Raw genomic sequence first — 23,023 nt, forward strand, 5'->3', positions numbered from 1 at the left:
GCCAGGACGAGGGCGATCTTGGCAAGGCGACTCGGACATCCAGCCCGGCGATCGCACCCGGAAAATCCGCCCTGCGCTGAAATACCCATGTCACGCATCTGTGCAGACGGCGCCGCGCGGCGCCGTCTGCGTGATTGGCGCGCTCATTCCGTGCTGCATTCGAGGGTTTTGTGTCGGTGGTGACATCCAGAATCGCCGATCCCCCGAAAGCACAAGGAGTTGTCATGGCCTCACGCACAAGGTTGTCGCTGTTCCTCGGCCTGGGTCTTGCCTGCTGTACGCAGGCGCAGGCGGCGGTCTTCATCAACGAACTGCATTACGACAATGCCGGCACCGATGCCGGCGAGGCGATCGAAGTGGTCGCCACGGCCGGCGAAAGTCTGGCCGGCTACCAGCTGGTGCTCTACAACGGCAGCAGCACCTACGGCACCCGCACGCTGGGCGCCGGCAACGCGGTCAGCTGCGGCGGCAGCGCCACCATCGCCTCGGTCACCTACCCGCTCGATGGCCTGCAGAATGGCAGTGCCGATGGCGTGGCGCTGGCCAATGCCGCAGGCCAGCTGGTCCAGTTCATCAGCTACGAAGGCCAGATCACAGCGAGCAACGGCCCGGCCGCCGGCCGCGCCAGCACCAATCTGCCGGTGAGCGAAACCAGCAGTACGCCGGTCGGCACCTCGCTGCAGCTGGGCGGCAGCGGCGCGGCCGCCAGCGACTTCAGTTGGAAGGCTTCGGCGACCCAGACCTTCGGGGCGTGCAACGCCGGACAGACCTTCAGTGGCAGTGGTGGCGGTGGCAACACCGCGCCGAGCGTGGTGTCGACCACGCCAACCAATGGCGCCACCGGCTTCCCGGCCGCGGGCGATCTGGAAGTGACCTTCAGCGAGCCGGTGACGCTGGCCAGCGGTGCCTTGACGCTGACCTGCGCCAGCAGTGGCAGCGTGCCACTGAGCTACGCCAGCAGCGGCACCGGCTTTGCCGCGTCCACCGATACCGCACTGGTTGCCGGCGAAAGCTGCAGCTTCACCGTGGCCGCTGCAAAGGTCAGCGATGCCGGTGGCGCCCATCCGGCCGCCAATACCGTGGTGGGATTCAGCGTGGGCGCGGCCGGCGGCGGGACCGGCGACTACTACAGCAAGGTCAACACCAGCAGCTCCAGCCAGCTGCGCTGCTCGCTGCACGAGACCATCAAGGGCCACGCCGTCTATCCCTACAGCGGCAGTGGCACCAGCGTGTGGTCGATCCTGGAGATCGCCGACGAGGATCCGTCCAACAGCGGCAAGATCCTGGACATCTACAAGAACCACAGCTACACCAAGGTCAGCGACCGCGCCGGCACCGGATCGGGCAGCACCTACAACCGCGAGCACACCTGGCCCAATTCACTGGGCTTTGGCAGCACCACCGGCGACATGGGCCTGCCCTATGCACCCTACACCGATACCCACATGCTGTTCCTCACCGACACGACCTACAACGCCGATCGTGGCAACAAGCCCTACGCCGACTGCGCCAGCAGCTGCGGCGAACGGACGACCGAGGCCAACAACGGCAGCGGTGGCGGCAGCGGCACCTATCCGGGCAATTCCAACTGGGTGCAGTCACCCGACGGCAACCAGGGTTCGTTCCAGGTGTGGAGCGCGCGCAAGGGTGACGTGGCGCGCGCGGTGATGTACATGGCCATCCGCTACGAGGGCGATGACGATCCCAACACCGGGCAGGGCGAGCCGGACCTGGAGTTGACCGACGACCGCAGCAGGATCGTGATCACCTCCGCATCGCCGGCGTACATGGGCCTGCTGTCCACGCTGCTGGCCTGGAGCGCGGCCGATCCGCCTGACCAGGCCGAACGCGCCCGCAACGAGGTGATTTACAGCTTCCAGGGCAACCGCAATCCCTTCGTCGATCATCCCGACTGGGCCACCCAGGCCTTGTTCACCTCGGCCAAACCGACGACCTGCCAGCTGGCCAACTGATCGGGTTTACCTCGGTAACAGCGACAAGAAAAAGCCCCGGCATTGCCGGGGCTTTCTTTGCGGTTGGCCGCTGACTCAGTGCCCGCCCTGTGCCTGTGGCGTGCCTTGGCCGTCCTGGTCCTTGTGGCTTTCCAGGTATTCGCGCGACGGTTCGTCCATCTTGTCGCCCAGCAGCCGGCGGACCACGATGAAGAAGATCGGGATCAGCAGCAGGCCCAGGAGGGTGGCGAACAACATGCCGCCGATCACGCCGGTGGAGATGGCGTGGCGCGCGTTGGCGCCGGCACCGGTGGAGAGGGCCATCGGCACCACACCCATGATGAAGGCAAAGGAGGTCATCAGGATCGGGCGCAACCGCAGATGCGAGGCGTTGACGATCGCATCGTGCAGGGTCTTGCCCTGGCTGCGTTCCATGACCGCGAACTCGACGATCAGGATCGCGTTCTTGGCCGCCAGGCCGATCACCGTGATCAGGCCGATCTGGAAGAAGATGTCGTTGGACAGGCCGCGCAGCATGGCGAACACCACCGCGCCCAGTCCACCCAGTGGCACCACCAGCAGCACCGACACCGGGATCGACCAGCTCTCGTACAGCGCAGCCAGGCACAGGAACACCACCACCAGGGACAGCACCAGCAGCAGCAGCTGGCTGTTGCCGGCCAGGATTTCCTGGTAGCTCATGCCGGCCCAGTCGTAGCCGAAGCCATCCGGCAGCTGGTCGCTGACGATATTTTCCATGGTGTTCATGGCCTGGCCCGAGGAACTTCCGGGAACAGGGGCGCCGTTGATGTTCACCGCCGAATAGCCGTTGTAGCGGGACAGCGCCGGTGGCAGCGAAGCCCAGCTGGTGGCGACCACGTTGCTCAGCGGGATCATCGCGGGGTTGCCGTTGGCGTCGGTCTCGGTGGTGCTGGGCGTGTAGAACTGTTCCAGGGCTTCCGGGCCGGCGCGGAACGGCGCGTCGGCGCGCATGTTCACGCGCTTGATGCGGCCGCCGTAGAAGAAGTCATTGACGTACACCGGCGCCAGCATCAGCTGGATGGAGGTGTAGATGTCGCTGACCGACAGGCCCATCGACTGCGCCTGCACCCGGTCGACCTTCAGCTGCAGCTGCGGAGAGTTTTCCAGGGTATTGGGGCGCACCTGCATCAGGGTCTTGTCCTGCGAGGCGATCCCCAGCAGCTGGTTGCGCGCGGCCATGAGGGCATCGGCGCCGGCACCGGTGCGGTCCTGCAGCCACATGTCAAAGCCGCCGAACTGGCCCAGGCCCTGGATGGTGGGCAGGTTGAGCACGAAGATCCGTGCGCCCTTGACCTGCTGCAGCGCGCCGTTGGCCTGGCCGAGGAAGGCGTTGATGTCGCCCTCCCGCTCTTCCCACGGCTTGAGCTTGATGAAGGCCATGCCGACATTCTCGCCCTGGCCCAGGAAGCTGAAACCGGTGATCTGCAGCACGCCCTGGAAGCCATCGATCTTGTTGAGGATCGTGCGGATCTGGTCGAAGACCTCGTTGGTCTTCTGCATCGGCGTGCCCGGCGGGGCCTGCACGATCGCCAGGGCATAGCCCTGGTCTTCCTCCGGGATGAAGCTGGTCGGCAGGCGGGTGAACAGGAAGCCGGTCAGGACCACCAGCACGGCGAACACCATCATCCAGCGCGGGGCATGCCGGACCTGGCGGCCGACCATGCCCACGTAGCTCTTCTCCAGCTTGCCGTAGTACTTCTCGAACGTGCGGAAGACGATGTTCTTCTTTTGCTCGTGGCTGTCGTGGGCGTGCTGCTTGAGGAAACTCGCGCATAGAGACGGGGTGAAGCCCAGCGCCAGGAACGCCGAGAAGCCCATGGAGATGGCGATGGTCAGGGCGAACTGCTTGTAGATCTCGCCCGAGGCGCCGCCCTGCAGCGCAGAGGGAACGAACACCGCCGCCAGCACCACGGTGATGGCGATCACCGCGCCGGTGATCTGTTCCATCGCCTTGATCGTGGCCTCCCGCGGCGGGAGTTTCTCCTCGGCCATGATGCGCTCGACGTTCTCGATCACCACGATCGCATCGTCCACCACGATGCCGATCGCCAGCACCAGCGCGAACATGGTCAGCTGGTTGATGGTGAAGCCGATCGCGTACAGGCCGGCGAAGGTGCCCAGCAGCGCCACCGGAATGACCAGGGTCGGGATGATCGTCGCGCGGAAGTTCTGCAGGAAGATCAGCATCACCAGGAACACCAGGATGATGGCCTCGATCAGCGTGCTGACCACTTCCTCGATCGAAATCGTGACGAAGGTGGTGGTCTCGTAGGGCTTGAACCAGGACACCCCGGCCGGGAAGCTGGCGGCTAGGTCATCCATCTTCGCGGTCACCGCATCGGCCACCGACAGCGCGTTGGCGCCCGGCAGCAACTGGATCGCGAAGGCGCCCATCGGCTTGCCGTCGTACTTGGTGTCGAAGCCGTAGTTCTGCGCGCCGAAGCTCACCCGGGCCACGTCCTTCAGGCGCACGGTGGCGCCGTCGGGGTCGGCACGCAGGATGATCTCCTCGAACTGCTCAGGCTGGGTGAAGCGGCCCTCGGCCACCACGGTGGCCTGGAACGCCTGTCCCTGCGGCGCCGGGTCCGAGCCCAGCGAACCGGCGGCGAACTGCACGTTCTGTTCCCGGACCGCCGCCAGCGCCTGGCTGGCCGACATGTTGTAGCCCTGCAGCTTGCCCGGGTCCAGCCAGAGGTTCATGGCGTATTCGGAGCCGAAGTGGCGGGTACTGCCCACACCCGGCACGCGCGAGATCTGATCCAGCACGCGCGAAGCGATGATGTCGTTGAGGTGGTTGCGGTCGATCGACGGATTGTCCGAGCGCACCCCGACCACCATCAGGAAGCCGGCATTGGCCTTGGCCACCACCACGCCCTGGTCGACCACTTCAGCCGGCAGGCGCGGCTGCGCCAGCGAGACCTTGTTCTGGACCTGCACCTGGGCGATGTCCGGGTCGGTACCGGTCTCGAAGGTCAGGGTGATCTCGCTGCGGCCGGACGAGTTGGACGTGGAGCTGAAGTACAGCAGGTTGTCGATGCCGGTCAGCTGTTGCTCGATCACCTGGGTGACCGAGCGCTCGGCCGTGTCGGCACTGGCGCCGGGATAGGTGGCACTCACCGTGATCTGCGGCGGGGCGACATTGGGATAGGACTCGATGCCCAGGTTGAGGATCGAGATCACGCCGGCGAGCGAGATCAGGATCGCCACAACCCAGGAAAAGACCGGGTGGTTGATGAAGAACTTGGGCATGGGGGATGTTCCTTACTGGGCCTGGCCCGAGGCCGGTTGCTGGGCGTCGTCGCCCTTGGCGTCGGGGGCCGGGGCGGGCTTGTCGCCCTGGGCCGCGTCGGCAGCGGCAGGCGGCTGCCCACCGGCACCACCCTGTTGTTGCTGGGCCTGGGCGGCCTGGGCCTTGGCCTGCTCGTAAGGGATGGGCTTGACCTGGCCGCCCTCCCTGGCCTGCTGCAGGCCCAGGGCGATGACCTGGTCGCCGGCCTTCAGGCCGTCGGTGACGATCCAGTGGTTGTCGATGGCGTTGTCTTCGATCTGCACGTCCTTGCGCGCGACCTTGCCGTCCTGGCCCACCACCATGGCGTAGGCGCCCTGGGTGTCGCGCTGGATGGCCGCCTGCGGCACCAGGAACACGTTGCTGCGCGTGCCCATGTTCACCATGACCGTGACGAAGCTGCCCGGCAGCAGCGCGCGCTGCGGGTTGGGCAGGGTGGCGCGCAGCGACACCGCGCCGGTGGCCGGGTCAACCACCACGTCGGAGAAGTCCAGCGTGCCCGGCTGGTCATAGGTCTGGCCGTTGCTGAGCAGTACCTTGAGCGTGGTGTCCTCGGTGTCGGACAGACTGACGTTGCCCTGGCCCTGGGCCTGGCGCAGCGACTGCAATTCCGACGAGCTCATGGTGAAGTTGACGTACAGCGGGTCGATCTGGTCCACCGTGGTCAGCAGGGTCACATCGCCGGCACCCACCAACGCGCCTTCGGTGACCTGCTGCTTGCCGGCGCGGCCGGAGATCGGCGCCTCCACGTTGGCATAGCCGAGCCGGATCTGCGCATTGGTGACCGCCGCGCGGGCCTGTTGCAGCGCAGCCCGGGCGCTGCGTTCGGTGGCCTCGGCATTGTCCAGGTCCGACTGCGACACGTACTGCTGCGGCGCCAGCCGGCGCGCGCGTTCGGCTGCGACATGGGCGTTGGTATAGCTGGCCTGGGCCGAGGCCAGCTGGCCCTGGGCCGAGCTGAGATCGGCCTGCAATGGCGCCGGATCGATCTTGAACAGCACCTGGCCCTCCTTGACGTCGGTGCCTTCCTCGTAGACGCGCTCGAGCAGCACGCCGGGGACGCGGGCGCGCACGTCGGCGCGGCGCACCGGCGCCAGGCGGCCACTGAGCTCGCGGGTCAGCGGGGTGCTGGTGGGCTGGACGTTGATCACGCCCACCTCCGGCGGCGGCGGCGCCTGCTGTTCTTCCTTCTTGCAGGCGGCCATGGCCAGCACGATGGCGGAGCCGAGCAGGAGCGAGCGGGTCGAGGGGGTCATGGGGAGGGGGCTCCGGAGAACGTGGGTGGTGAAGGAAAAGAGACGGGCAGAATCGAGTTGGATCAGCATTGGACCGCCGGCGAAGCCGGCGCGTAGGCGCGCAGGAAGGCGTCCACCGCCAGTTCGGCCCAGGCCCGTCGTGCCTGTGGCGTGCGCTGGGCGACAGAAAAGCGCTGCCGTTCCAGTTCCAGGCCGACCAGCATGCTCAGCAGCATTTCGGCTGCCACGTGCGGTTGGTCATGCCTGAGACACCCGGCTTCCATGGCCAGGGACAACCAGGACGCCAGCCGTGCCAGCAGCGCCTGGCCGCCATCGCGCCAGATCGCGCGCGCCTCTTCTGGGAACTGCGGCGATTCGGCGCTGAACAACCTGCAGCTGGCCGCCACGTCCGGTGCGGAGAGACGCTCGAGATGTTCGATCGCGAATGCCAGCAGTGGCTCGCGCGCCTGGCCGTTGAAGGCCTCCAGGCGCGAGGTGGTGATGTCCAGGTGTTCCTGCATCAGATCGTGCAGCAGCGCATGCTTGCTGCCGAACTGCGCATACAGGGTCTGCTTGGAACAGCCCGCGCGGTGGGCCACCGCCTCCATGCTCACCCGGAATCCCTGTTCGGCCATCAGCGCACGCGCGGCGTCCAGCACTCGCTGGCGGCGCTCTGCGGTGCTGGAATTGTGGTCGGGACAGGCCATCGCGGCTGGACTATACCGTCCAGTTTAGAATTTTAACAGCGTGGAAATCGCGTGCGCACACGCTTCGTGGGCGTGTGTAAAAGGCGTGTGATAAAGGCATGACGTGTTGGTCAGCGACCCCCGTCAGCGACCACGATCCGGCGGCGTCCTTGCCTTCTCGGCACCTCCCGGCCAGGCGCGCGCCGACGCCGTCTCCAGTTGCGCCGGCGGCATGTACCCGCTGTCCGGTGATGCCGCGCAGCAAGGCCGTCATCGGCTGCAGGCATACAATGGTCAATTATTTTCAACCGTGTGACCGCGACTGTATGAGCACCCCTGGCAACAGCAGGCTTGGCGACAAATCCGCTTCCACTACCAGGGCCGGCAAGCCGGCCGCGACGGACAGGAAAGGTCCCGCGGGAGAGGTGGCCGCCGCTGCCGTTACCGGCGTCGGGCAGGCCATCGCCAGCGCTGCGTCCAGGGTCGGTGCAGCGGCGGCATTCTCGCTGCAGCCGATCCAGGACGCGCTCAAGGCGCGGGTTCCCGCGGCCAGGCGCGAGCAGGTGCGGGTGTTCATCGAGGCCTTCTACCGGCGCATGGAGCAGGACGAATACCCGCACCACAGTCCCGAGGCCTGGGCGGCCATGGCGGCCGACATGCTGGAGTTCGCCCGGGTGCGCAAGCCCGGTACGGCCAAGGTGCGCGTGTTCAATGCCACCCACAAGGACAACGGCTGGGAAGCGCCGCACTCGGTGCTGCAGATCGTCAACGACGACATGCCGTTCCTGGTCGATTCGGTCAGCATGGCGCTGGCGGCGATGGGGGTGGGCGTGCACGTGCTGGGCCACCCGGTGGTGCGTTTCGAACGCGACAAGGCCGGCAAGGTCACTGCGGTGGGGGAGGGCAAGGCCGAGTCGCTGATGCTGCTGGAGATCGACCGACAGCCGGCGCAGGCCATGGCGCGCATCGAGGCCCGGATCGGCCAGGTGCTGGATGAAGTACGCCAGATCGTGGACGACTGGGGCGCGATGCGCGAGAAGATGCTGGCCGTCTCCGAAGACCTGGCCACCCGGCCGATGCCGGTTTCCGACCTCATGCGCCGCGAGACCCGGGAATTCCTGCGCTGGGCCGCGACCGACCACTTCACCTTCTTCGGCTATCGCCAATATCGGGTCACCAAGCAGGGCGGGGAAGAGGTGCTGGTGGCGCAGGAGGACACCGGCCTGGGGATGCTGCGCAACCGCGCCCCCGGCAAGCCGCACCCGGTGCGTTCGCTGGCGGCCAACCTGCTCAACGAAGCGGGCGAGGCCGAGGCGATGATCCTGACCAAGACCAACGCGCGCGCCACCGTGCACCGCAAGGGCTACATGGACTACATCGGGGTGCTGTCCTTCGACGCCCATGGCCGCATCAGCGGCGAGCAGCGCTTCCTGGGCCTGTTCACCTCCAGCGCGTACAACCGGCGCCCGTGGGAAATCCCGCTGGTGCGCGAGCGCTACGAGCATGTCATGCGCCAGTCCGGCCTGTCGCGCAACAGCCACAGCGGCAAGGCCCTGCGCCACATCCTGGAGACGCTGCCGCGCGAGGAACTGTTCCAGTCCAGTCAGGATGAACTGGCGCGCACCGCGATGGGCGTGCTGGGCCTGCAGGAGCGCGTGCGCAGCAAGCTGTTCCTGCGCCGTGACCGCTATGGCCGGTTCTGGTCGGCGCTGATCTATATCCCGCGCGACCGCTTCAACACCGAGCTGCGCCTGCGCATCGAGTCGCTGATGAAGCGGGCGCTGCATGGCGAGGCAGTGGACACCACGGTGCAGCTGGGCGAGTCGCCGCTGGCGCAGCTGCACCTGACGGTGCGCCCGCATCCCGGCGAGGAGGTCAGCGTCGATGCGGCCGAGCTTGAAGCCCGCCTGGCGCATCTGCTGCGCAACTGGCAGGACGATCTGCGCGAGGTGCTGATCCAGCGTCACGGAGAAGCACGCGGACTCGCCCTGGCGTCCCGCTTCGGCCGGGCCCTGCCGCAGAACTACATCGAGAACGTCTCGGTGCAGCTGGCCGCCGACGATGTCGAGCGCCTGGCCGCGCTGGAAGGGCCATCGGACCTGCGCCTGAGCCTGTACCGCTCCATCCACCACCGTGCCGGCGAAGGCGCGCTGCGGCTCAATCTCTATCGCCGGGACCAGGACATCGCGCTGTCCGATGCGCTGCCGCTGATGGAAAACATGGGCCTGCGCGTGATCTCCGAACATCCGTTCCGGCTGGAGGTGGAGGGCGCGGTTTTCTACATCCAGGAATTCGAGGTCGAACCGGCGCTGAGCCCGATCGATGTGGCCGCGCGCGCGGCGGATTTCGATGAAGCCTTTGCCCGGGTCTGGCGCGGCGATGCCGAGAACGACCGCTTCAACCGCCTGGTGCTGCGTGCCGGACTCAACTGGCGCCAGATCGCGGTGCTGCGCGGTTACACCAAGTACCTGCTGCAGACCGGGGTGCCGTTCTCGCAGGGTTCGGTGGAAGACACGCTCAGCCGCTATCCACTGCTGGCCGCGCTGCTGGTGCAGATGTTCCAGGCACGCTTCGATCCGGCGCTGGAGCTGCCGGCCAGGGCCCGCAACACCGCCCGCGCCGAAGCGCTGGTCGGGCAGCTGCAGACGCTGGCCGGCGACGCCGACGACGACACGGTCAAGACCCTGCAGCGGCTGGTCGATGCGGCCGCCCAGCCGCGCCAGACCCAGTGCGATGCGGTGCACGCAACCCTGGTGAAGCTGCTTGATGGCGTGTCCAGCCTGGATGACGACCGCATCCTGCGCAGCCTCATGGGCTGCATCGAAGCCACCGTGCGCACCAGCTATTACCAGAGCGGTGTCAATGGCGCGCCGGCGCACACGATCAGCTTCAAGTTCGATTCGACCAAGGTGCCCGACCTGCCCAAGCCGCGTCCGTATCGGGAGATCTTCGTGTATGGCCCGCGCGTGGAAGGGGTGCACCTGCGCTTTGGTGCGGTGGCCCGCGGCGGCCTGCGCTGGTCGGACCGTCGCGAGGATTTCCGCACCGAGGTGCTGGGCCTGGCCAAGGCGCAGATGGTCAAGAACACGGTGATCGTGCCGGTCGGCGCCAAGGGCGGCTTCTATGTGAAGCAGCCGCCGGCCGGCGCCGCCACGCCCGCTGAAAGCCGGGACGCGCTGATGGCCGAAGGCATCGCCTGCTACAGGATGTTCATCCAGGCACTGCTGGACATCACCGACAACATCGTCGACGGCAAGATCGTCCCGCCCAGGGACGTGGTACGCCACGACCAGGACGATCCGTACCTGGTGGTGGCTGCCGACAAGGGCACGGCCAGTTTCTCCGACATCGCCAACGCCCTGGCCATCGAGCACGGCTTCTGGCTGGGCGATGCCTTCGCCTCCGGCGGCTCGGTCGGTTACGACCACAAGGGCATGGGCATCACCGCCAAGGGCGCCTGGGAATCGGTCAAGCGCCACTTTCGTGCGCTGAGGCGTGATACGCAGTCGCAGGAGTTCACCGTGGTCGGGGTGGGCGACATGTCCGGCGATGTGTTCGGCAACGGCATGCTGCTGTCCGAACACATCCAGCTGGTGGCGGCGTTTGACCACCGGCACATCTTCCTGGACCCGAGCCCGGATGCGGCCAGGTCCTTTACCGAGCGCGCACGCCTGTTCAAGCTGCCGCGATCGAGCTGGGCCGATTACGACCCCAGCCTGATCTCGGCCGGCGGTGGCATCTATCCGCGCACGCTCAAGGCCATCACCATCACTCCACAGGTGCGTGCAGCGCTGGGCCTGGACCAGGAGGTCACTTCGCTGCCGCCCAACGCACTGATCAGCGCCATCCTCAAGGCCCCGGTGGACCTGCTGTGGAACGGCGGCATCGGCACCTACGTCAAGGCCTCCAGCGAGAGCCAAGCCGATGTCGGCGACCGCGCCAACAACGCGCTGCGCATCAACGGCCGCGACCTGCACTGCAAGGTGGTGGGCGAGGGCGGCAACCTGGGCCTGACCCAGCTGGGCCGCATCGAGGCGGCGCTGGGCGGGGTGCTGCTCAACACCGACTTCATCGACAACTCTGCCGGCGTGGACACCTCCGACCACGAGGTCAACATCAAGATTCTGCTCGATGGCCTGGTCCGGCAGAAGAAGCTGGCCGAACAGGCCCGAAACACGCTGCTGGCCAGCATGACCGACGAAGTCGGCCAGCTGGTGCTCAACGACAACTACCGCCAGAACCAGGCACTGAGCCTGATGGAGCGCATGAGCGTGACGCGCCTGGGTTCCAAGCAGCACTTCGTGCAGGTGCTCCAAGCGCGCGGCCAGCTGGATCGCCAGATCGAATACCTGCCCTCCGATGCCGAGTTCGCCGAGCGCAAGGCACGCGGCCTGGGACTGACCCGTCCGGAGCTGGCGGTGCTGCTGTCCTATGCCAAGCTGGTGGCCTTTGCCGAACTGCTGGAAACCGACATCCCGGAAGACCCGTACCTGTCCAAGGAGCTGCAGCGCTACTTCCCGCAGCCGCTGCAGGCGAAATACGCCGCGCAGATGGAAAAGCATCCGCTCAAGCGCGAGATCATCACCACGGCGGTGACCAATTCCACGATCAACCGCATGGGTGCGACCTTCCTGATGCGCATGCAGGAAGACACCGGCCGTGGCATCGGCGAGGTCGCCAAGGCCTTCACCATCACCCGCGAAACACTGGACGCGCGTGCGCTGTGGACCCGGATCGACGCGCTGGATGGCAAGGTCGCCGAGTCGGTGCAGATCGACGCCTTGCAGGTGATCTGGAACCTGCAGCGCAGCTTCACCCGCTGGCTGTTGAACCGTCCCGGCCCGATCCCGGCCATTGCTGCAGCGGTGGAGCGCTACCACGACGGCTTCAACGACATCCGCGCCGCCGACGGGGTGCTGCCCGATTCACTGCGCCCGGCCTACCAGGCCAAGCTGGCCGACTGGCTCGCCAAGGGTGTGCCGGAGCCGCTGGCCGGCCAGCTGGCTGCGTTGCCGTACCTGGAGCCCTCGGCGGACATCATCGAACTGGCGCGCGAGCGCAAGCTCTCGCCGGTGGCCGTGTCCAAGGTCTACTACCGCCTGGGCGATGCGCTGCACCTGCCGTGGCTGGTGAGCCAGATCGACGCGCTGCAGGTCGACGGCCGCTGGCATGCGGTGGCCCGCGGGGTGCTGCGCGACGAGCTGCAGACGCACCTGCGCGCCTTGACCCTGCAGGTGCTGGCGTTGCCCGGTGATACGGCCGAGGCCAAGGTCGCCCGCTGGTTGCAGCGCGACGATCCGTCGCTGCGCTTGACCCTGTCCATGCTCGACGAGCTGGCCGGGCAGAAGTCGCTGGACTATCCGACCGCTTCGGTGGCGGTGCAGCGCATGTCACAGCTGACCTGACCGGGCCAGCCCGGCGGGACAGGTGCAATGAATGGCGGGGCAGCGCGCCGGCGCCTTGCCCGGTTTTGGTTGGCAGCGGTGCCGTTTGCCGCGCACGCCGCGCTATCCTTCGCGGCATGACCTCTCCCCGCCTTGCCTTCCTGGCCAGCTCCGCCGAATCGGCGCAGCAGGCGCTGGTCACGCTCTCGGCCCGCTACGGGCACCACCCGCCAGCCGATGCCGACATCCTGGTGGCCCTGGGCGGCGACGGCTTCATGCTGCAGACCCTGCATCGCCACGGACAGCTGGGCAAGCCGGTGTTCGGGATGAAGCTGGGCACGGTCGGCTTCATGATGAACCACCATCGCGAAGAAGGCCTGCTCGAGCGCATCGCCGCGGCCGAACCTGCCACCTTGCGTCCGCTGGAAATGACTGCGCAGACCGAGTCGGGCATCGAGGTGCATTCGCTGGCCTACAACGAGGTCTCGCTGCTGCGCCAGACCCGTCAGGCGGCGCAGATGAGCATCGACCTCAACGGCCAGACCCGGGTGGAGGAGATGATCGGTGACGGCGTGCTGGTGGCCACGCCCGCCGGCAGCACGGCCTACAACTTCTCCGCGCATGGCCCGATCCTGCCGCTGGGCAGCAACACCCTTGCCTTGACACCGATCGCGCCATACCGGCCGCGGCGCTGGCGCGGCGCCATCCTCAAGTCCGGCACCGAGATCACTTTCCGGGTCATGGATGCGCACAAGCGTCCGGTCAGCGCCACCGCCGACTCGCATGAATTCCGCGACGTCACCGAGGTGACCATCCGTGAATCGTGCGACCGCACCGTCAGGCTGCTGTTCGACCCGGAGCACAACCTGGAAGAACGGATCTTCAGCGAACAGTTCGTGGTCTGACGCTATGGCCGACGCGGCGCCATGCCTGCTCACCGTCGCGGTCACCTCGCGGGCCCTGTTCGACCTGGAAGAGAGCCACGCGCTGTGGCAGGCGCAGGGCCTGGAGGCCTACGCCGCCTACCAGCGCGCGCACGAGGACGATGTGCTGGCGCCGGGCGTGGCCTTCACCGTGGTGCGCAAGCTGTTGGCCCTGAACAGCGGCGCGCCGGCAGACCAGCCGCGGGTGGAGGTGATCCTGCTGTCGCGCAATTCGGCCGACACCGGCCTGCGCATCTTCAATTCCATCCAGCACTACGGGCTGGACATCGTCCGCGCCACCTTCACCTCCGGCGAGCCGACCTGGCCGTACGTCAAGCCGTTCGGTACCGACCTGTTCCTCTCGGCCAATCCCGATTCGGTGCGCAGCGCCCTGGCCCACGGCATTGCCGCGGCCACCATCCTGCCAAAACCGCCGGGTGAACGCGCCGAGGAAGCGGCCGCCGCCGCCGGCGAGCTGCCCGCCGGGCGCCTGTCCACGCAGCTGCGCATCGCCTTCGACGGCGACGCGGTGATCTTCGGCGATGAGAGCGAGCGCATCTCGCGCGAGCAGGGCGTGGAAGCCTTTGGCCGGCACGAGCGCGAGAAGGCCCGCGAGCTGCTGTCCGGCGGCCCGTTTCGCGGTTTTCTCTCCGCGCTGCACCAGCTGCAGGCCGCGTTTGCGCCGGGCGAGAACGCACCGATCCGCACCGCCCTGGTCACCGCGCGTTCGGCGCCCGCGCACGAGCGGGTGATCCGCACCCTGCGCGAATGGGGCGTGCGCCTGGACGAGGCGTTGTTCCTGGGTGGCCGGCACAAGGGCCCGTTCCTGGCGGCCTTCGGCGCGGACATCTTCTTCGACGATTCCCAGCACAACATCGACAGCGCCCACCCGCACACCGCGGCCGGGCATGTGCCGCATGGGGTGGCGAACGAGTAGGCGAACGCGCTATGCAAGCGGAATCGCAGCGCATGCCATCGACTTTCAGCCTTATCCGGTCAGCGTGGCAGCTGGATATCAGTCAGCTTCCACACGATGCCCTGACGCTCGAACACGAACGTCATCGGTGCACTGCCGTCGTAGACGGTGCTGGTGGCGGTAAACCGCGACAGCGACTGGTAATGCCCTTCGACCTGCCTGAGCGGTTCGGCCGGACGCGGCGGGCCGTAGGTATCGCCATTGGCGGTCTCGCCGGTGGCACGCTTCCATACCGAATGGCCCTGCAGGATCGCGGCGATGCCGGTGGGGGTGACCATCGCGTCCACGCCGACGCCAGCCGCGCCGCCGGCCAGCGACAGGGCGATGGAACCGAGGAAACTCGACTGCGCCTGCATGCCGGCCGCGCGCACGATCCGGTCCTGCAGCTGCGCCCGCAGGTTCACGCGCAGGGTGGGGAAGTCGACGTAACGCGTCAGCTTGCCGGTGTCCTGTTCGGCCAGGGCATTGCGAATGCCGTGGATGGCGATGTACGGGCCGGCTACGACAAAGCCGCCGAACGCCAGCAGCACGACCAGGACCAGTGCGATCCACTTCTTCATTGGGGCAGGCTCTTGTTCAAAATTCCAGGTCCAGCGCGGCGCACAGGTAGTCGACGAACGGCCCCAGCGCAGCCAGGTCGGCAGCAACGGTCTGGCGCAGGCGCGGGCCAGTCATGGTGGCATCGTCCAGCGCGCGCCAGAACACGAAGTTCTTGTGCTTGAGGTCATCAATGAATTCGAAATCGGCCGGAAACCCGCGCGGTGGCCGGCTCAGCCGCTCGGTTTGCTCGAAATCGAATCTCCTGCGAAACGCCGGGGCATGCGCCGCGGCTTTCCAGCTGCCGGGGTTGTCGAAGATGAACTGCCGCAGCCTGCGCAGGGTGTCGGCTTCGGGATGCCACAGGCCGGCACCGACGAAGCTCTCGCCCGGCTGCAGGTGCAGGTAGAACGAGGGCGCCGGCACCTGCTTGCGGCGTTCGTGGTACAGGCGTGCGCCCTGCCAGGACTTGTACGGCGACTTGTCGTTGGAAAAGCGCGCGTCGCGATAGATGCGAAACAGCGAGCCGCCCACCGTCTTGGGATCGGCGCGGAACTTGTCGCTGACCGCGGCCAGGTCCGGCTGCAGGTCGGTCAGCAGGCGCAGGAATGGCTGGCGCACGTGGTCTTCGTACCTGGCCTTGTTGGCGTTGAACCAGGCCTTGTCGTTGTGACGCGCCAGCGCCTTGAGGAACTTGAAGCTGGCGTCGGAAAAGTAGTGGGCCATATGGCGATTGTAGGCAGGAGCCGGACAGGACGGATCTGGACCGCCTTGTGCCCGGTCTTCAGGGTTCGCGCGGGAGGGCGCGGCAGGCCCTTGGCGGGTCCAGACCCGCCCTACAGCACCGCTTGCAACTGGCGCCCCCAGGCCTCCAGTTGGTCCAGCAACACCTGCCGGGCGCCATCTTCGGCATGGGCCGCGCGCAGGCTGGCGATTTCCTCGAAGAAGCTGTCCAGGCTGTATTCGGAGGTCCGGGTGCCGGCGGCCAGGCGCTGGCGGCGATGGTCGTCCCAGCGGCCGCGTTCCATCGCATCCAGGGTGTCTGGCCAGTTGCGCGCGCGATAGCGGAACAGCAGCACCTCCAGGCGCGGATCCTTGAAGCCGAAGGCGCGGCTGCCCAGCTGCTGCGGCGGGGTTGCGCGCACCTCGGCCAGGCGGCGCCTGTCGCCCTCGGCCAGGAAGCCGTCGTAGAGCGCGGCATCGGGATCGGAAGGTTCCTGCGCCCGTTCGCTGGCGAAGACCTGGCGGACTTTCTCGGCCACCAGCGGGCCATGCGCGCGCAGCAGCCCGGCCTGGGCCTGCACGGGGTCCGGATCGATCCCCAGGCGCTCGAAATCGGCCTGGCGCAGGTAGTTCCACGGGACCAGCGCCGGGCAGCGGTTGAGGTGGACTTCCTTGAGCGGCACCCGGCGCACGTCCTGCGGCAGGTCGGCGCGCGGGGTGTACAGGCGATCGGCGATGTCCTGCGGGTCCAGGTCCAGCAGCGCCTGCGCCGCATCGCCTTCCAGGTCCAGCACGATGATCCGGCTGTCGATGCGTGGATGGCGGGCGATAGGCAGCACCGGCGCGGCGCACAGGCGGCTGGCCGGATAGCGCGTGGACACATGCAGCAGCGGGGTCATCGCCACGGTGTCCAGCAGGCTGGCGGCGAAGCGCTTGTTGCGCAGCTGCAGCGCGTAGTCCCACAGCCGCGGCTGGGCGCTGCGCATCGCGCGGGCGATGCCCACGGTGGCGCGCACGTCGGACAGGGCCTCGTGGGCATCGCCGATGCGGACATCGTTGGCCAGGGCCAGGTGTTCGAGCCTGAAGCTGGGCGTGCCGTCCTCGCGCCTGGGCCACTGCATGCCCTGCGGCCGCAGCGCATGGAACAGCCGCGCCACGTCCAGCAGGTCCCAGCGGCTGTTGCCGCCGCGCCATTCGCGCTCGTAGGGATCGAAGAAATTGCGGAACAGCCCGTGGCGGATGAACTCGTCATCGAAGCGCAGCGTGTTCCAGCCCAGCGTGCAGGTTTCCGGCCGCGCCATTTCCTCGAAGATGCGGGCCATGGCATCGCATTCGGGCACGCCCTGGCTGAGCGCCTGCTGCGGAGTGATGCCGGTGATCAGCGTGGCCACCGGCGAGGGCAGCAGGTCGTCGGCGGGCTTGACGTAAAAGCTCACCGGGTCTTCGACCGGGTTCAGCGCTTGATCGGTGCGCTGGGCGGCGAACTGCGCGATGCGGGTCCTGTGCGGGTCCTGGCCAAAGGTTTCCAGGTCGTAGAACAGGAAGCTGGCGGGCATGTCGGAGCCGTCGGCGAAGGTGCAGGCATTGTAGAACAGTGCCGGCGCCGTCCCGGCGGATGTCGATGGTCGTGGCCGGAAATTCCCGTCGCGCCGGCGCCCCGAAGAGGAAATAAAGGCCGCCGCCACGGGACAATCGAGGTTCCCGCAGTTTTGGGCGTAGGAGCAACTGTCTTCTCAGGCGCCTGTCATTCTCCATTCAGTTTGGTCTCTGGCCATGGCGTTGAGGCGGGTGAGCAGCACCCGCATGCAGGCGGTGATGGCGACCTTGGGGCTAGGGACGAGGTCGATGTGCGGCGGCCCGGGCTCCTACACGTGCTTGGCAACACTGCGCTCCATCGGCCTGCCGCACATCGCTCTCCACCCAAACTCTAGACCTTCGCGCAGACACAAGCGCACCGCAGGGGCGCGATGGAGCTTTCGCGGTAAAGCCCCTCGCGGCCCAGCGATGCGGCCCCTACGGGACAATCGACGGTCCTGCGGTTTCGGCGCTGCTACGGCGCGTCTTGCAGGATGGGCAGCTGTGCCAGCACGCGCTGGTCCAGGGCGGTCCAGTCGATCGTGTCCAGGCTCTGGTGGCCGCAGGTGGCCTCGATCAGCAGTTGCCGCTGCACCTGGCTGCGTTCCAGCGCCATTGCGTAAGGAATGCGCATGAAGGTGACCATGGTGTAGTGCGGCACGAAACGGCCGGGATGGCGCTGCTGCAGCTGCTGCTCCAGGGCGCGCTGCAGCAGGAAGTCGGCGTCGTCCACGCGGTCGCGCATCTCGGTGTAGTTTTCCAGCGCCATGGCCTGGATGGCGGCGGCATTGGGTTTGCGCTCGGCCTCGAACGCGGCATAGGCGCTGGCCAGCTCGTCGCGCGCCTCCAGCTGCGCGGCCAGGGCCACGCAGTCCTCAAACGCGCAGTTCATGCCCTGGCCGTGGAAGGGCACCATCGCGTGCGCGGCATCGCCCAGCAGCACCGCACGTCCGCCCAGGTGCCAGTGCTGCAGCGACAGCGTGCCGAGCAGGCCGGGCCGATGGTGCTCCCAGTCGCGTTCCAGGTGTGGGATCAGCGGCAGCGCATCGGCGAAGTCGCGCTCGAACAGGGCCCGCGCCTGGCTGCCGCTGCGCACGCTGGCGAAGCTGGTCGGGCCGGTATTGGGCAGGAACACGGTGACGGTGAAGGTGCCCTCATCGTTGGGCAGGGCGATGCACATGTAGTCGCCGCGCGGCCAGATGTGCAGCGCATGCGGTTCGATCCGGAAGCCGCCGTCGGCGGCCGGCGGAATTTCCAGTTCCTTGTAGGAGTGATCGAGGAAGGCGGTGTGTTCGCCCAGCGGCCGGGCCCGGTCCATCGCCGCGCGCAGGGCCGAACCGGCGCCGTCGGCGCCGACCAGCGTGTCGAAACGGATCTGGTGCGCCGAGTCGTCGCGGTCGTCGATGAAGTGCGCGTGGCCGGACGCGAAATCCACCGTGTGCAGGCGCCGATTGAAATGGACCGTGGCGCCGGCGCTTTGGGCCAGCTCGAGCAGGGTCAGGTTGAGGTCGGCGCGATGGACCGACCAGATCACCTCGCTGTCGTCGCGGCCATAGGGCAGCAGCTGCTGGCCGCCTTCGAGGAAGTGGACCATGCGCCCGCGCATCATCACCGCACGGGCCATCACCGCGGCTTCGGCATCGGCCTGGCGCAGCGCATGGCGGCCGCGTTCGGCCAGGGCCAGGTTGATCGAACGGCCCGATTCGTAGCCCTCGATGCGCGGGTCGCCGCGGCGCTCGTAGACGGTGACCTGCCAGCCCTTGCGCGAGAGCAGGATGGCCAGCAACGCGCCGGCCAGGCCGGCGCCGATGATCGTGATGGAGCGCGAGGATGCGTTCAAATGGAATTCTTCGGGGGCAATGGCAGGAGCAAGGCGTGTTCAGACGCCGGCCCACATCTCCACTTCTTCCACGAAGCGATAGATGTCCTTGAAGCTGTTGTACAGCGGCACCGGCGCGATGCGGATCACGTCCGGCTCGCGCCAGTCACCGAGCACGCCGACCTTGGCCAGGTAGTCGAACAGCCCGCGGCCGCGCTCGCGCCCGCCGGCCACGCGCAGTGACAGCTGGCAGCCGCGGCGTTCGGGTTCGGCCGGGGTGATGATGTCCAGGGTGTCCAGCAGGCGCGCCTCGATCAGCTCCTCCAGGAAACTGGTGAGCTTTTCCGACTTGGCCCGCAGTGCCGGCACGCCGCCGGCCTTGTCGAACAGCTCCAGCGAGGCCAGCAGCGGCGCCATCGCCAGGATCGGCGGGTTGCTCAGCTGCCAGCCGTCGGCGCCCGGCGTGGGCCTGAACTGGGGCGCCATCAGGAAGCGGGTTTGTTTCTCGTGGCCCCACCAGCCGGCAAAGCGCGGCAGCTCGGCCTGCGCATGGCGCTGGTGAACGAACGCACCTGCCACCGCGCCCGGGCCTGCATTGAGGTACTTGTAGTTGCACCACACCGCAAAATCCGCATCGGCATCGTGCAGCGCCAGCGGGATATTTCCGGCAGCGTGGGCCAGGTCGAAGCCGGCCATCGCCCCGGCGGCGTGAGCCAGGCGTGTGATCTGGGCGATGTCGAAGGCCTGGCCGGTGCGGTACTGGATGCCCGGCCACAGCACCAGCGCCAGGCGATGGCCGTGCTCGGCGATGGCCTGTTCGATCGCCTCCATGGAGACCGTGCCTTCGGCTTCATCCGGTGCCACCTCGATCAGGTCGGTGGCCGGGTTGAAGCCATGGAAGCGGATCTGCGACTGCACCGCGTAGTGGTCGGAGGGAAATGCGCCGGCTTCCATCAGGATCGCCGGGCGTTGTGCCGTAGGCCGGTAGAAACTGACCATCATCAAGTGCAGGTTGGCGGTCAGGGTGTTCATCGCCACCACTTCGCCAGGCAGCGCGCCGACGATGCGCGCCAGCGGCTCGCGCACCTGCTCGTGGTAGGTCAGCCACTGCCCCTGGCCACGGAAGTGGCCCTCCACCGCCTCGTGCGCCCATGTGTCCAGGACCTGCTCGACGGCCTTGCGCGCCCCGCGCGGCTGCAGGCCCAGCGAGTTGCCACAGAAGTACGCCTGATCGTTGTTCTTGTGCCTGGGCAGCAGGAATTCGTTGCGAAAGCTGCGCAGCGGATCGGCGGCGTCCAGGGCGATGGCGTGGGTGCGGGAAAGCGCGTGGTTCATGCGGTGCGGTTCTTGCGAGGTGGGCGCCATTGCACTGGCGTGGAGGCAGTGGACACGCACGGAACGTGCCACCTTGGGCAAGGCCTGGCAGTCTAACCGGGCACTGATTCGGCCGCCGTCGCGGCGGTCCTGTTTCCCGCCGTGCTGCCACGGCGCAGCAGATGGGCAGACGATTCCAAGGACAGCAGCATGACCGGCGCAGCAGGCGCGCGGCTGCTCAGGGCTCGGCCATCGGCTAGCGCTCGGGCGCGGGATTGAGGTGGCCGCAGGCCTTGCAGGTGCGGTGTTCCAGCGAGGCGTAGAAGCGCTCGAACACCGGCGGGAAGTCGGTCTCGATGTTGCGCAGGTGGAAGAACTCCTGGTAGAGCTTGTGGTTGCAGGCCTCGCAGAACCACAGCAGGCCGTCGTCCTCGTGCGCAAGGCGCCGGCGTTCGATCACCAGCCCGACCGAGCCTTCCATCCGCTGCGGCGAATGCGGCACCCGCGGCGGCAGCAGGAAGATCTCGCCGGCGCTGATCGGGATGTCGCGTGCCGCGCCGTCCTCCTGGATGCGCAGCACCATCTGCCCTTCGAGCTGGTAGAACCACTCCGGGCCTTCGTCCCAGTGGTAGTCGGTGCGGCGGTTGGGGCCTCCGACCACCATGACGATGAAGTCGCCGGCGTAGATCACCTTGTTGCCCACCGGCGGCTTGAGCAGGTGGCGGTGTTCCTCGATCCAGGCCTGCAGGTTGAGCGGGGCGGGCAGCATGGGGGGCTCCAGGGAAAGTGGATGGTGGTGCTATGGGTCGCGCTTGCCCGAGACCGGCATCGAGGCCAGGGCGCGCGCGTAGGCCGGCTGCAGCTGGCCGGGCGCAGCCACGTCCATGCCCAGCTCGCGTATGCGGCCGTCTGACAGGCTGTAGCACCAGCCGTGCACCGCCACCTCCTGGCCCCGCGCCCAGGCGTCCTGCAGGATCGTGGTGTGGCAGACGTTGGCGACCTGTTCGATCACGTTGAGCTCGCACAGGCGCGCGTGGCGCAGCGCTTCGGTCTGGACCCTGGCCAGGCGCTCGGCGTGCTTGCCGCTGACATCGCCGACGTGGCGCAGCCAATTGTCGACCAGGCCCATGCGCTGTCCGGTCATGCTGGCGTGCACGCCGCCGCAGCCGTAGTGGCCCACGATCAGGATGTGCTCGACCCTGAGCACATCCACCGCGAACTGGATGGTGGACAGGCAGTTCAGGTCGCTGTGCACCACCACGTTGGCCACGTTGCGATGGACGAACACCTCGCCCGGGTCCAGGCCCAGGATCTGGTTGGCGGGCACCCGCGAGTCGGAGCAGCCGATCCACAGGTAGCGCGGCGACTGCTGTTGCGAGAGGCGCTGGAAGAAGCCCGGATCGTCCTGGCGGACCTTTTCAGACCAGTCCCGGTTATTGCGCAACAACGCGTCGAGTTCACTCATGGGCTCGATTATCGCAGATGCGTCAAGCGCAGGGCCGGCCCGGGCCGGACCTGAGACCGTCAGATCGAATGCATCCGCCCGCCATCCACCGTCAGGCTCACTCCGCTGATGTAGCCGGCGGCGGGGCTGGCCAGGAAGGCAATGGCCGCCGCGACGTCGGCCGGCTCACCGATCCGGCGCATCGGCGCGGAGGCGGCGAGGCTGGCGATGACCTGCTCGGCGCTCTGGCCGCTGGCCTGCATCCGGTCCTGCACGATGTGGTCCATGCGCGCGGTGTGGGTGAAGCCGGGCAGCACGTTGTTGACGGTGATGTTGTCCGGGCCCAGCTCCTGCGAGAGCGTCTTGGCCCAGCCGGCCACCGCGCTGCGCACGGTATTGGACACGCCCAGGTTGTGCATCGGTTCGTAGACCGAAGTCGACACGACATTGACGATCCGGCCCCAGCCGGCCGAGCGCATGCCCGGCAGGACGGCCTGCACGCGGGTCTGGTTGGCCAGCAGGTGGTGACGGAATGCGCTGAGGTAGGCCTCCAGGTCGGCATCGACGGCCCTGCCGCCCGGTGGTCCGCCGCCGTTGTTGACCAGGATCTGGACCGGGCGCTCGGCCGCCAGCGCAGTGACCGTGTCCGCCAGTGCCTGGGTCTGGCCATCGTCACCGACGCGCCAGCCGTGCACCTGGCCCTGGCCCACCACCGGCAACTCGGACACGACCTGGCGCAGGGCCGCTTCGCGGCGTGCCAGCACGGTCACATCGGCCCCCAGCAGCGCAAGTTCGATCGCGGCGGCCTTGCCGATGCCAGCCGAGGCGCCGCACACCAATGCATGCCTGCCGGAAAGATTGAGATCCATGAAGCGGTCCTTGTCGCAAATGGGATTGACTGGATACCCCAGGCCGCGCAGGCGTGCAATGCGCCAGGCGATCAGGACCGTTGCATCGACGCGCGCATCAATGCAGGGAGATCGCGCGCGCCGGCATCCTCGCGCGCGTCCCGCCTGGCGGTCACGGCCCGGCGGTTCGCTTTGGGATCTCGCGCCCGGGTCAGGGCGAAGCCGGCGGCAGCGTGCAGGCAGGCGCTTTCGGCCAAGGCGCGCGACCGGGACGTCGCC

The 23,023-nt window shown here is 67.6% G+C and carries 16 protein-coding genes; 4 read left to right on the plus strand and 12 right to left on the minus strand.

What is annotated here, in order from left to right:
* Positions 1-224: 224 nt before the first annotated feature.
* Positions 225-1,973: an endonuclease gene (locus tag DSC_RS07285; protein ID WP_014160509.1), complete on the plus strand. Its 1,749-nt coding sequence runs from the start codon at positions 225-227 to the stop codon at positions 1,971-1,973.
* 75 nt (positions 1,974-2,048) lie between these two features.
* Here DSC_RS07285 and DSC_RS07290 read toward each other — a convergent pair whose 3' ends face one another.
* The 3 genes from DSC_RS07290 to DSC_RS07300 form a co-directional block, all read right to left on the minus strand.
* Complete coding sequence (locus tag DSC_RS07290; protein ID WP_014160510.1) at positions 2,049-5,243, minus strand: multidrug efflux RND transporter permease subunit; 3,195 nt, start codon at positions 5,241-5,243, stop codon at positions 2,049-2,051.
* Positions 5,244-5,255: 12 nt separating this feature from the next.
* Complete coding sequence (locus DSC_RS07295; protein WP_014160511.1) at positions 5,256-6,536, minus strand: efflux RND transporter periplasmic adaptor subunit; 1,281 nt, start codon at positions 6,534-6,536, stop codon at positions 5,256-5,258.
* 62 nt (positions 6,537-6,598) lie between these two features.
* Positions 6,599-7,222, minus strand: coding sequence for a TetR/AcrR family transcriptional regulator (locus DSC_RS07300; RefSeq protein WP_014160512.1), 624 nt, complete (start codon positions 7,220-7,222; stop codon positions 6,599-6,601).
* A gap of 305 nt (positions 7,223-7,527) precedes the next feature.
* Between DSC_RS07300 and DSC_RS07305 the strand changes: the two genes are divergently transcribed.
* From DSC_RS07305 to DSC_RS07315, 3 genes are all read left to right on the plus strand, one after another.
* Positions 7,528-12,606 (plus strand): NAD-glutamate dehydrogenase, encoded by a 5,079-nt coding sequence (locus DSC_RS07305; protein ID WP_083833507.1) that lies wholly within the window; start codon positions 7,528-7,530, stop codon positions 12,604-12,606.
* A 116-nt stretch (positions 12,607-12,722) separates the two neighbouring features.
* Positions 12,723-13,490: an NAD kinase gene (locus DSC_RS07310; RefSeq protein ID WP_014160514.1), complete on the plus strand. Its 768-nt coding sequence runs from the start codon at positions 12,723-12,725 to the stop codon at positions 13,488-13,490.
* Between the two features lie 4 nt (positions 13,491-13,494).
* A complete protein-coding gene (locus tag DSC_RS07315) occupies positions 13,495-14,445 on the plus strand; it encodes a 5'-nucleotidase (RefSeq protein WP_014160515.1) in 951 nt (316 codons plus the stop codon).
* A 59-nt stretch (positions 14,446-14,504) separates the two neighbouring features.
* Here the strand turns inward: DSC_RS07315 and DSC_RS07320 are convergent, their stop codons facing one another.
* The 9 genes from DSC_RS07320 to DSC_RS16865 all read right to left on the minus strand — a co-directional run bounded on the left by DSC_RS07320 (position 14,505) and on the right by DSC_RS16865 (position 23,001).
* The gene (locus DSC_RS07320) at positions 14,505-15,044 is read right to left on the minus strand and encodes a DUF2939 domain-containing protein (protein ID WP_014160516.1); all 540 of its coding nucleotides are present in this window, start codon (positions 15,042-15,044) and stop codon (positions 14,505-14,507) included.
* A 16-nt stretch (positions 15,045-15,060) separates the two neighbouring features.
* Complete coding sequence (locus tag DSC_RS07325) at positions 15,061-15,747, minus strand: DUF2461 domain-containing protein (protein WP_014160517.1); 687 nt, start codon at positions 15,745-15,747, stop codon at positions 15,061-15,063.
* Between the two features lie 110 nt (positions 15,748-15,857).
* Entirely contained in the window at positions 15,858-17,300 is a 1,443-nt protein-coding gene (gene sbcB, locus DSC_RS07330; protein ID WP_014160518.1) for an exodeoxyribonuclease I, read from the minus strand.
* A gap of 494 nt (positions 17,301-17,794) precedes the next feature.
* Positions 17,795-19,159, minus strand: coding sequence for an FAD-dependent oxidoreductase (locus tag DSC_RS07335; RefSeq protein WP_014160519.1), 1,365 nt, complete (start codon positions 19,157-19,159; stop codon positions 17,795-17,797).
* 39 nt (positions 19,160-19,198) lie between these two features.
* Positions 19,199-20,473 (minus strand): kynureninase, encoded by a 1,275-nt coding sequence (kynU, locus tag DSC_RS07340; RefSeq protein ID WP_014160520.1) that lies wholly within the window; start codon positions 20,471-20,473, stop codon positions 19,199-19,201.
* Positions 20,474-20,708: 235 nt separating this feature from the next.
* Entirely contained in the window at positions 20,709-21,221 is a 513-nt protein-coding gene (locus DSC_RS07345; RefSeq protein WP_014160521.1) for a 3-hydroxyanthranilate 3,4-dioxygenase, read from the minus strand.
* Between the two features lie 30 nt (positions 21,222-21,251).
* Entirely contained in the window at positions 21,252-21,917 is a 666-nt protein-coding gene (gene can / locus DSC_RS07350) for a carbonate dehydratase (RefSeq protein WP_043290463.1), read from the minus strand.
* Between the two features lie 59 nt (positions 21,918-21,976).
* The gene (locus DSC_RS07355; RefSeq protein WP_014160523.1) at positions 21,977-22,765 is read right to left on the minus strand and encodes an SDR family oxidoreductase; all 789 of its coding nucleotides are present in this window, start codon (positions 22,763-22,765) and stop codon (positions 21,977-21,979) included.
* A 71-nt stretch (positions 22,766-22,836) separates the two neighbouring features.
* Positions 22,837-23,001 (minus strand): hypothetical protein, encoded by a 165-nt coding sequence (locus DSC_RS16865; RefSeq protein WP_158308231.1) that lies wholly within the window; start codon positions 22,999-23,001, stop codon positions 22,837-22,839.
* Positions 23,002-23,023: the final 22 nt, after the last annotated feature.

Origin of the sequence: Pseudoxanthomonas spadix BD-a59 (assembly GCF_000233915.3) — a bacterium.
Classification (GTDB): domain Bacteria; phylum Pseudomonadota; class Gammaproteobacteria; order Xanthomonadales; family Xanthomonadaceae; genus Pseudoxanthomonas_A; species Pseudoxanthomonas_A spadix.

Excerpts from the sequence above, each read along its gene's own strand:
- DSC_RS07285 (WP_014160509.1), top strand. The coding sequence starts at position 225 with ATGGCCTCACGCACAAGGTTGTCGCTGTTCCTCGGCCTGGGTCTTGCC.
- DSC_RS07290 (WP_014160510.1), bottom strand. The coding sequence starts at position 5,243 with ATGCCCAAGTTCTTCATCAACCACCCGGTCTTTTCCTGGGTTGTGGCG.
- DSC_RS07295 (WP_014160511.1), bottom strand. The coding sequence starts at position 6,536 with ATGACCCCCTCGACCCGCTCGCTCCTGCTCGGCTCCGCCATCGTGCTG.
- DSC_RS07300 (WP_014160512.1), bottom strand. The coding sequence starts at position 7,222 with ATGGCCTGTCCCGACCACAATTCCAGCACCGCAGAGCGCCGCCAGCGA.
- DSC_RS07305 (WP_083833507.1), top strand. The coding sequence starts at position 7,528 with ATGAGCACCCCTGGCAACAGCAGGCTTGGCGACAAATCCGCTTCCACT.
- DSC_RS07310 (WP_014160514.1), top strand. The coding sequence starts at position 12,723 with ATGACCTCTCCCCGCCTTGCCTTCCTGGCCAGCTCCGCCGAATCGGCG.
- DSC_RS07315 (WP_014160515.1), top strand. The coding sequence starts at position 13,495 with ATGGCCGACGCGGCGCCATGCCTGCTCACCGTCGCGGTCACCTCGCGG.
- DSC_RS07320 (WP_014160516.1), bottom strand. The coding sequence starts at position 15,044 with ATGAAGAAGTGGATCGCACTGGTCCTGGTCGTGCTGCTGGCGTTCGGC.
- DSC_RS07325 (WP_014160517.1), bottom strand. The coding sequence starts at position 15,747 with ATGGCCCACTACTTTTCCGACGCCAGCTTCAAGTTCCTCAAGGCGCTG.
- sbcB (WP_014160518.1), bottom strand. The coding sequence starts at position 17,300 with ATGCCCGCCAGCTTCCTGTTCTACGACCTGGAAACCTTTGGCCAGGAC.
- kynU (WP_014160520.1), bottom strand. The coding sequence starts at position 20,473 with ATGAACCACGCGCTTTCCCGCACCCACGCCATCGCCCTGGACGCCGCC.
- DSC_RS07345 (WP_014160521.1), bottom strand. The coding sequence starts at position 21,221 with ATGCTGCCCGCCCCGCTCAACCTGCAGGCCTGGATCGAGGAACACCGC.
- can (WP_043290463.1), bottom strand. The coding sequence starts at position 21,917 with ATGAGTGAACTCGACGCGTTGTTGCGCAATAACCGGGACTGGTCTGAA.
- DSC_RS07355 (WP_014160523.1), bottom strand. The coding sequence starts at position 22,765 with ATGGATCTCAATCTTTCCGGCAGGCATGCATTGGTGTGCGGCGCCTCG.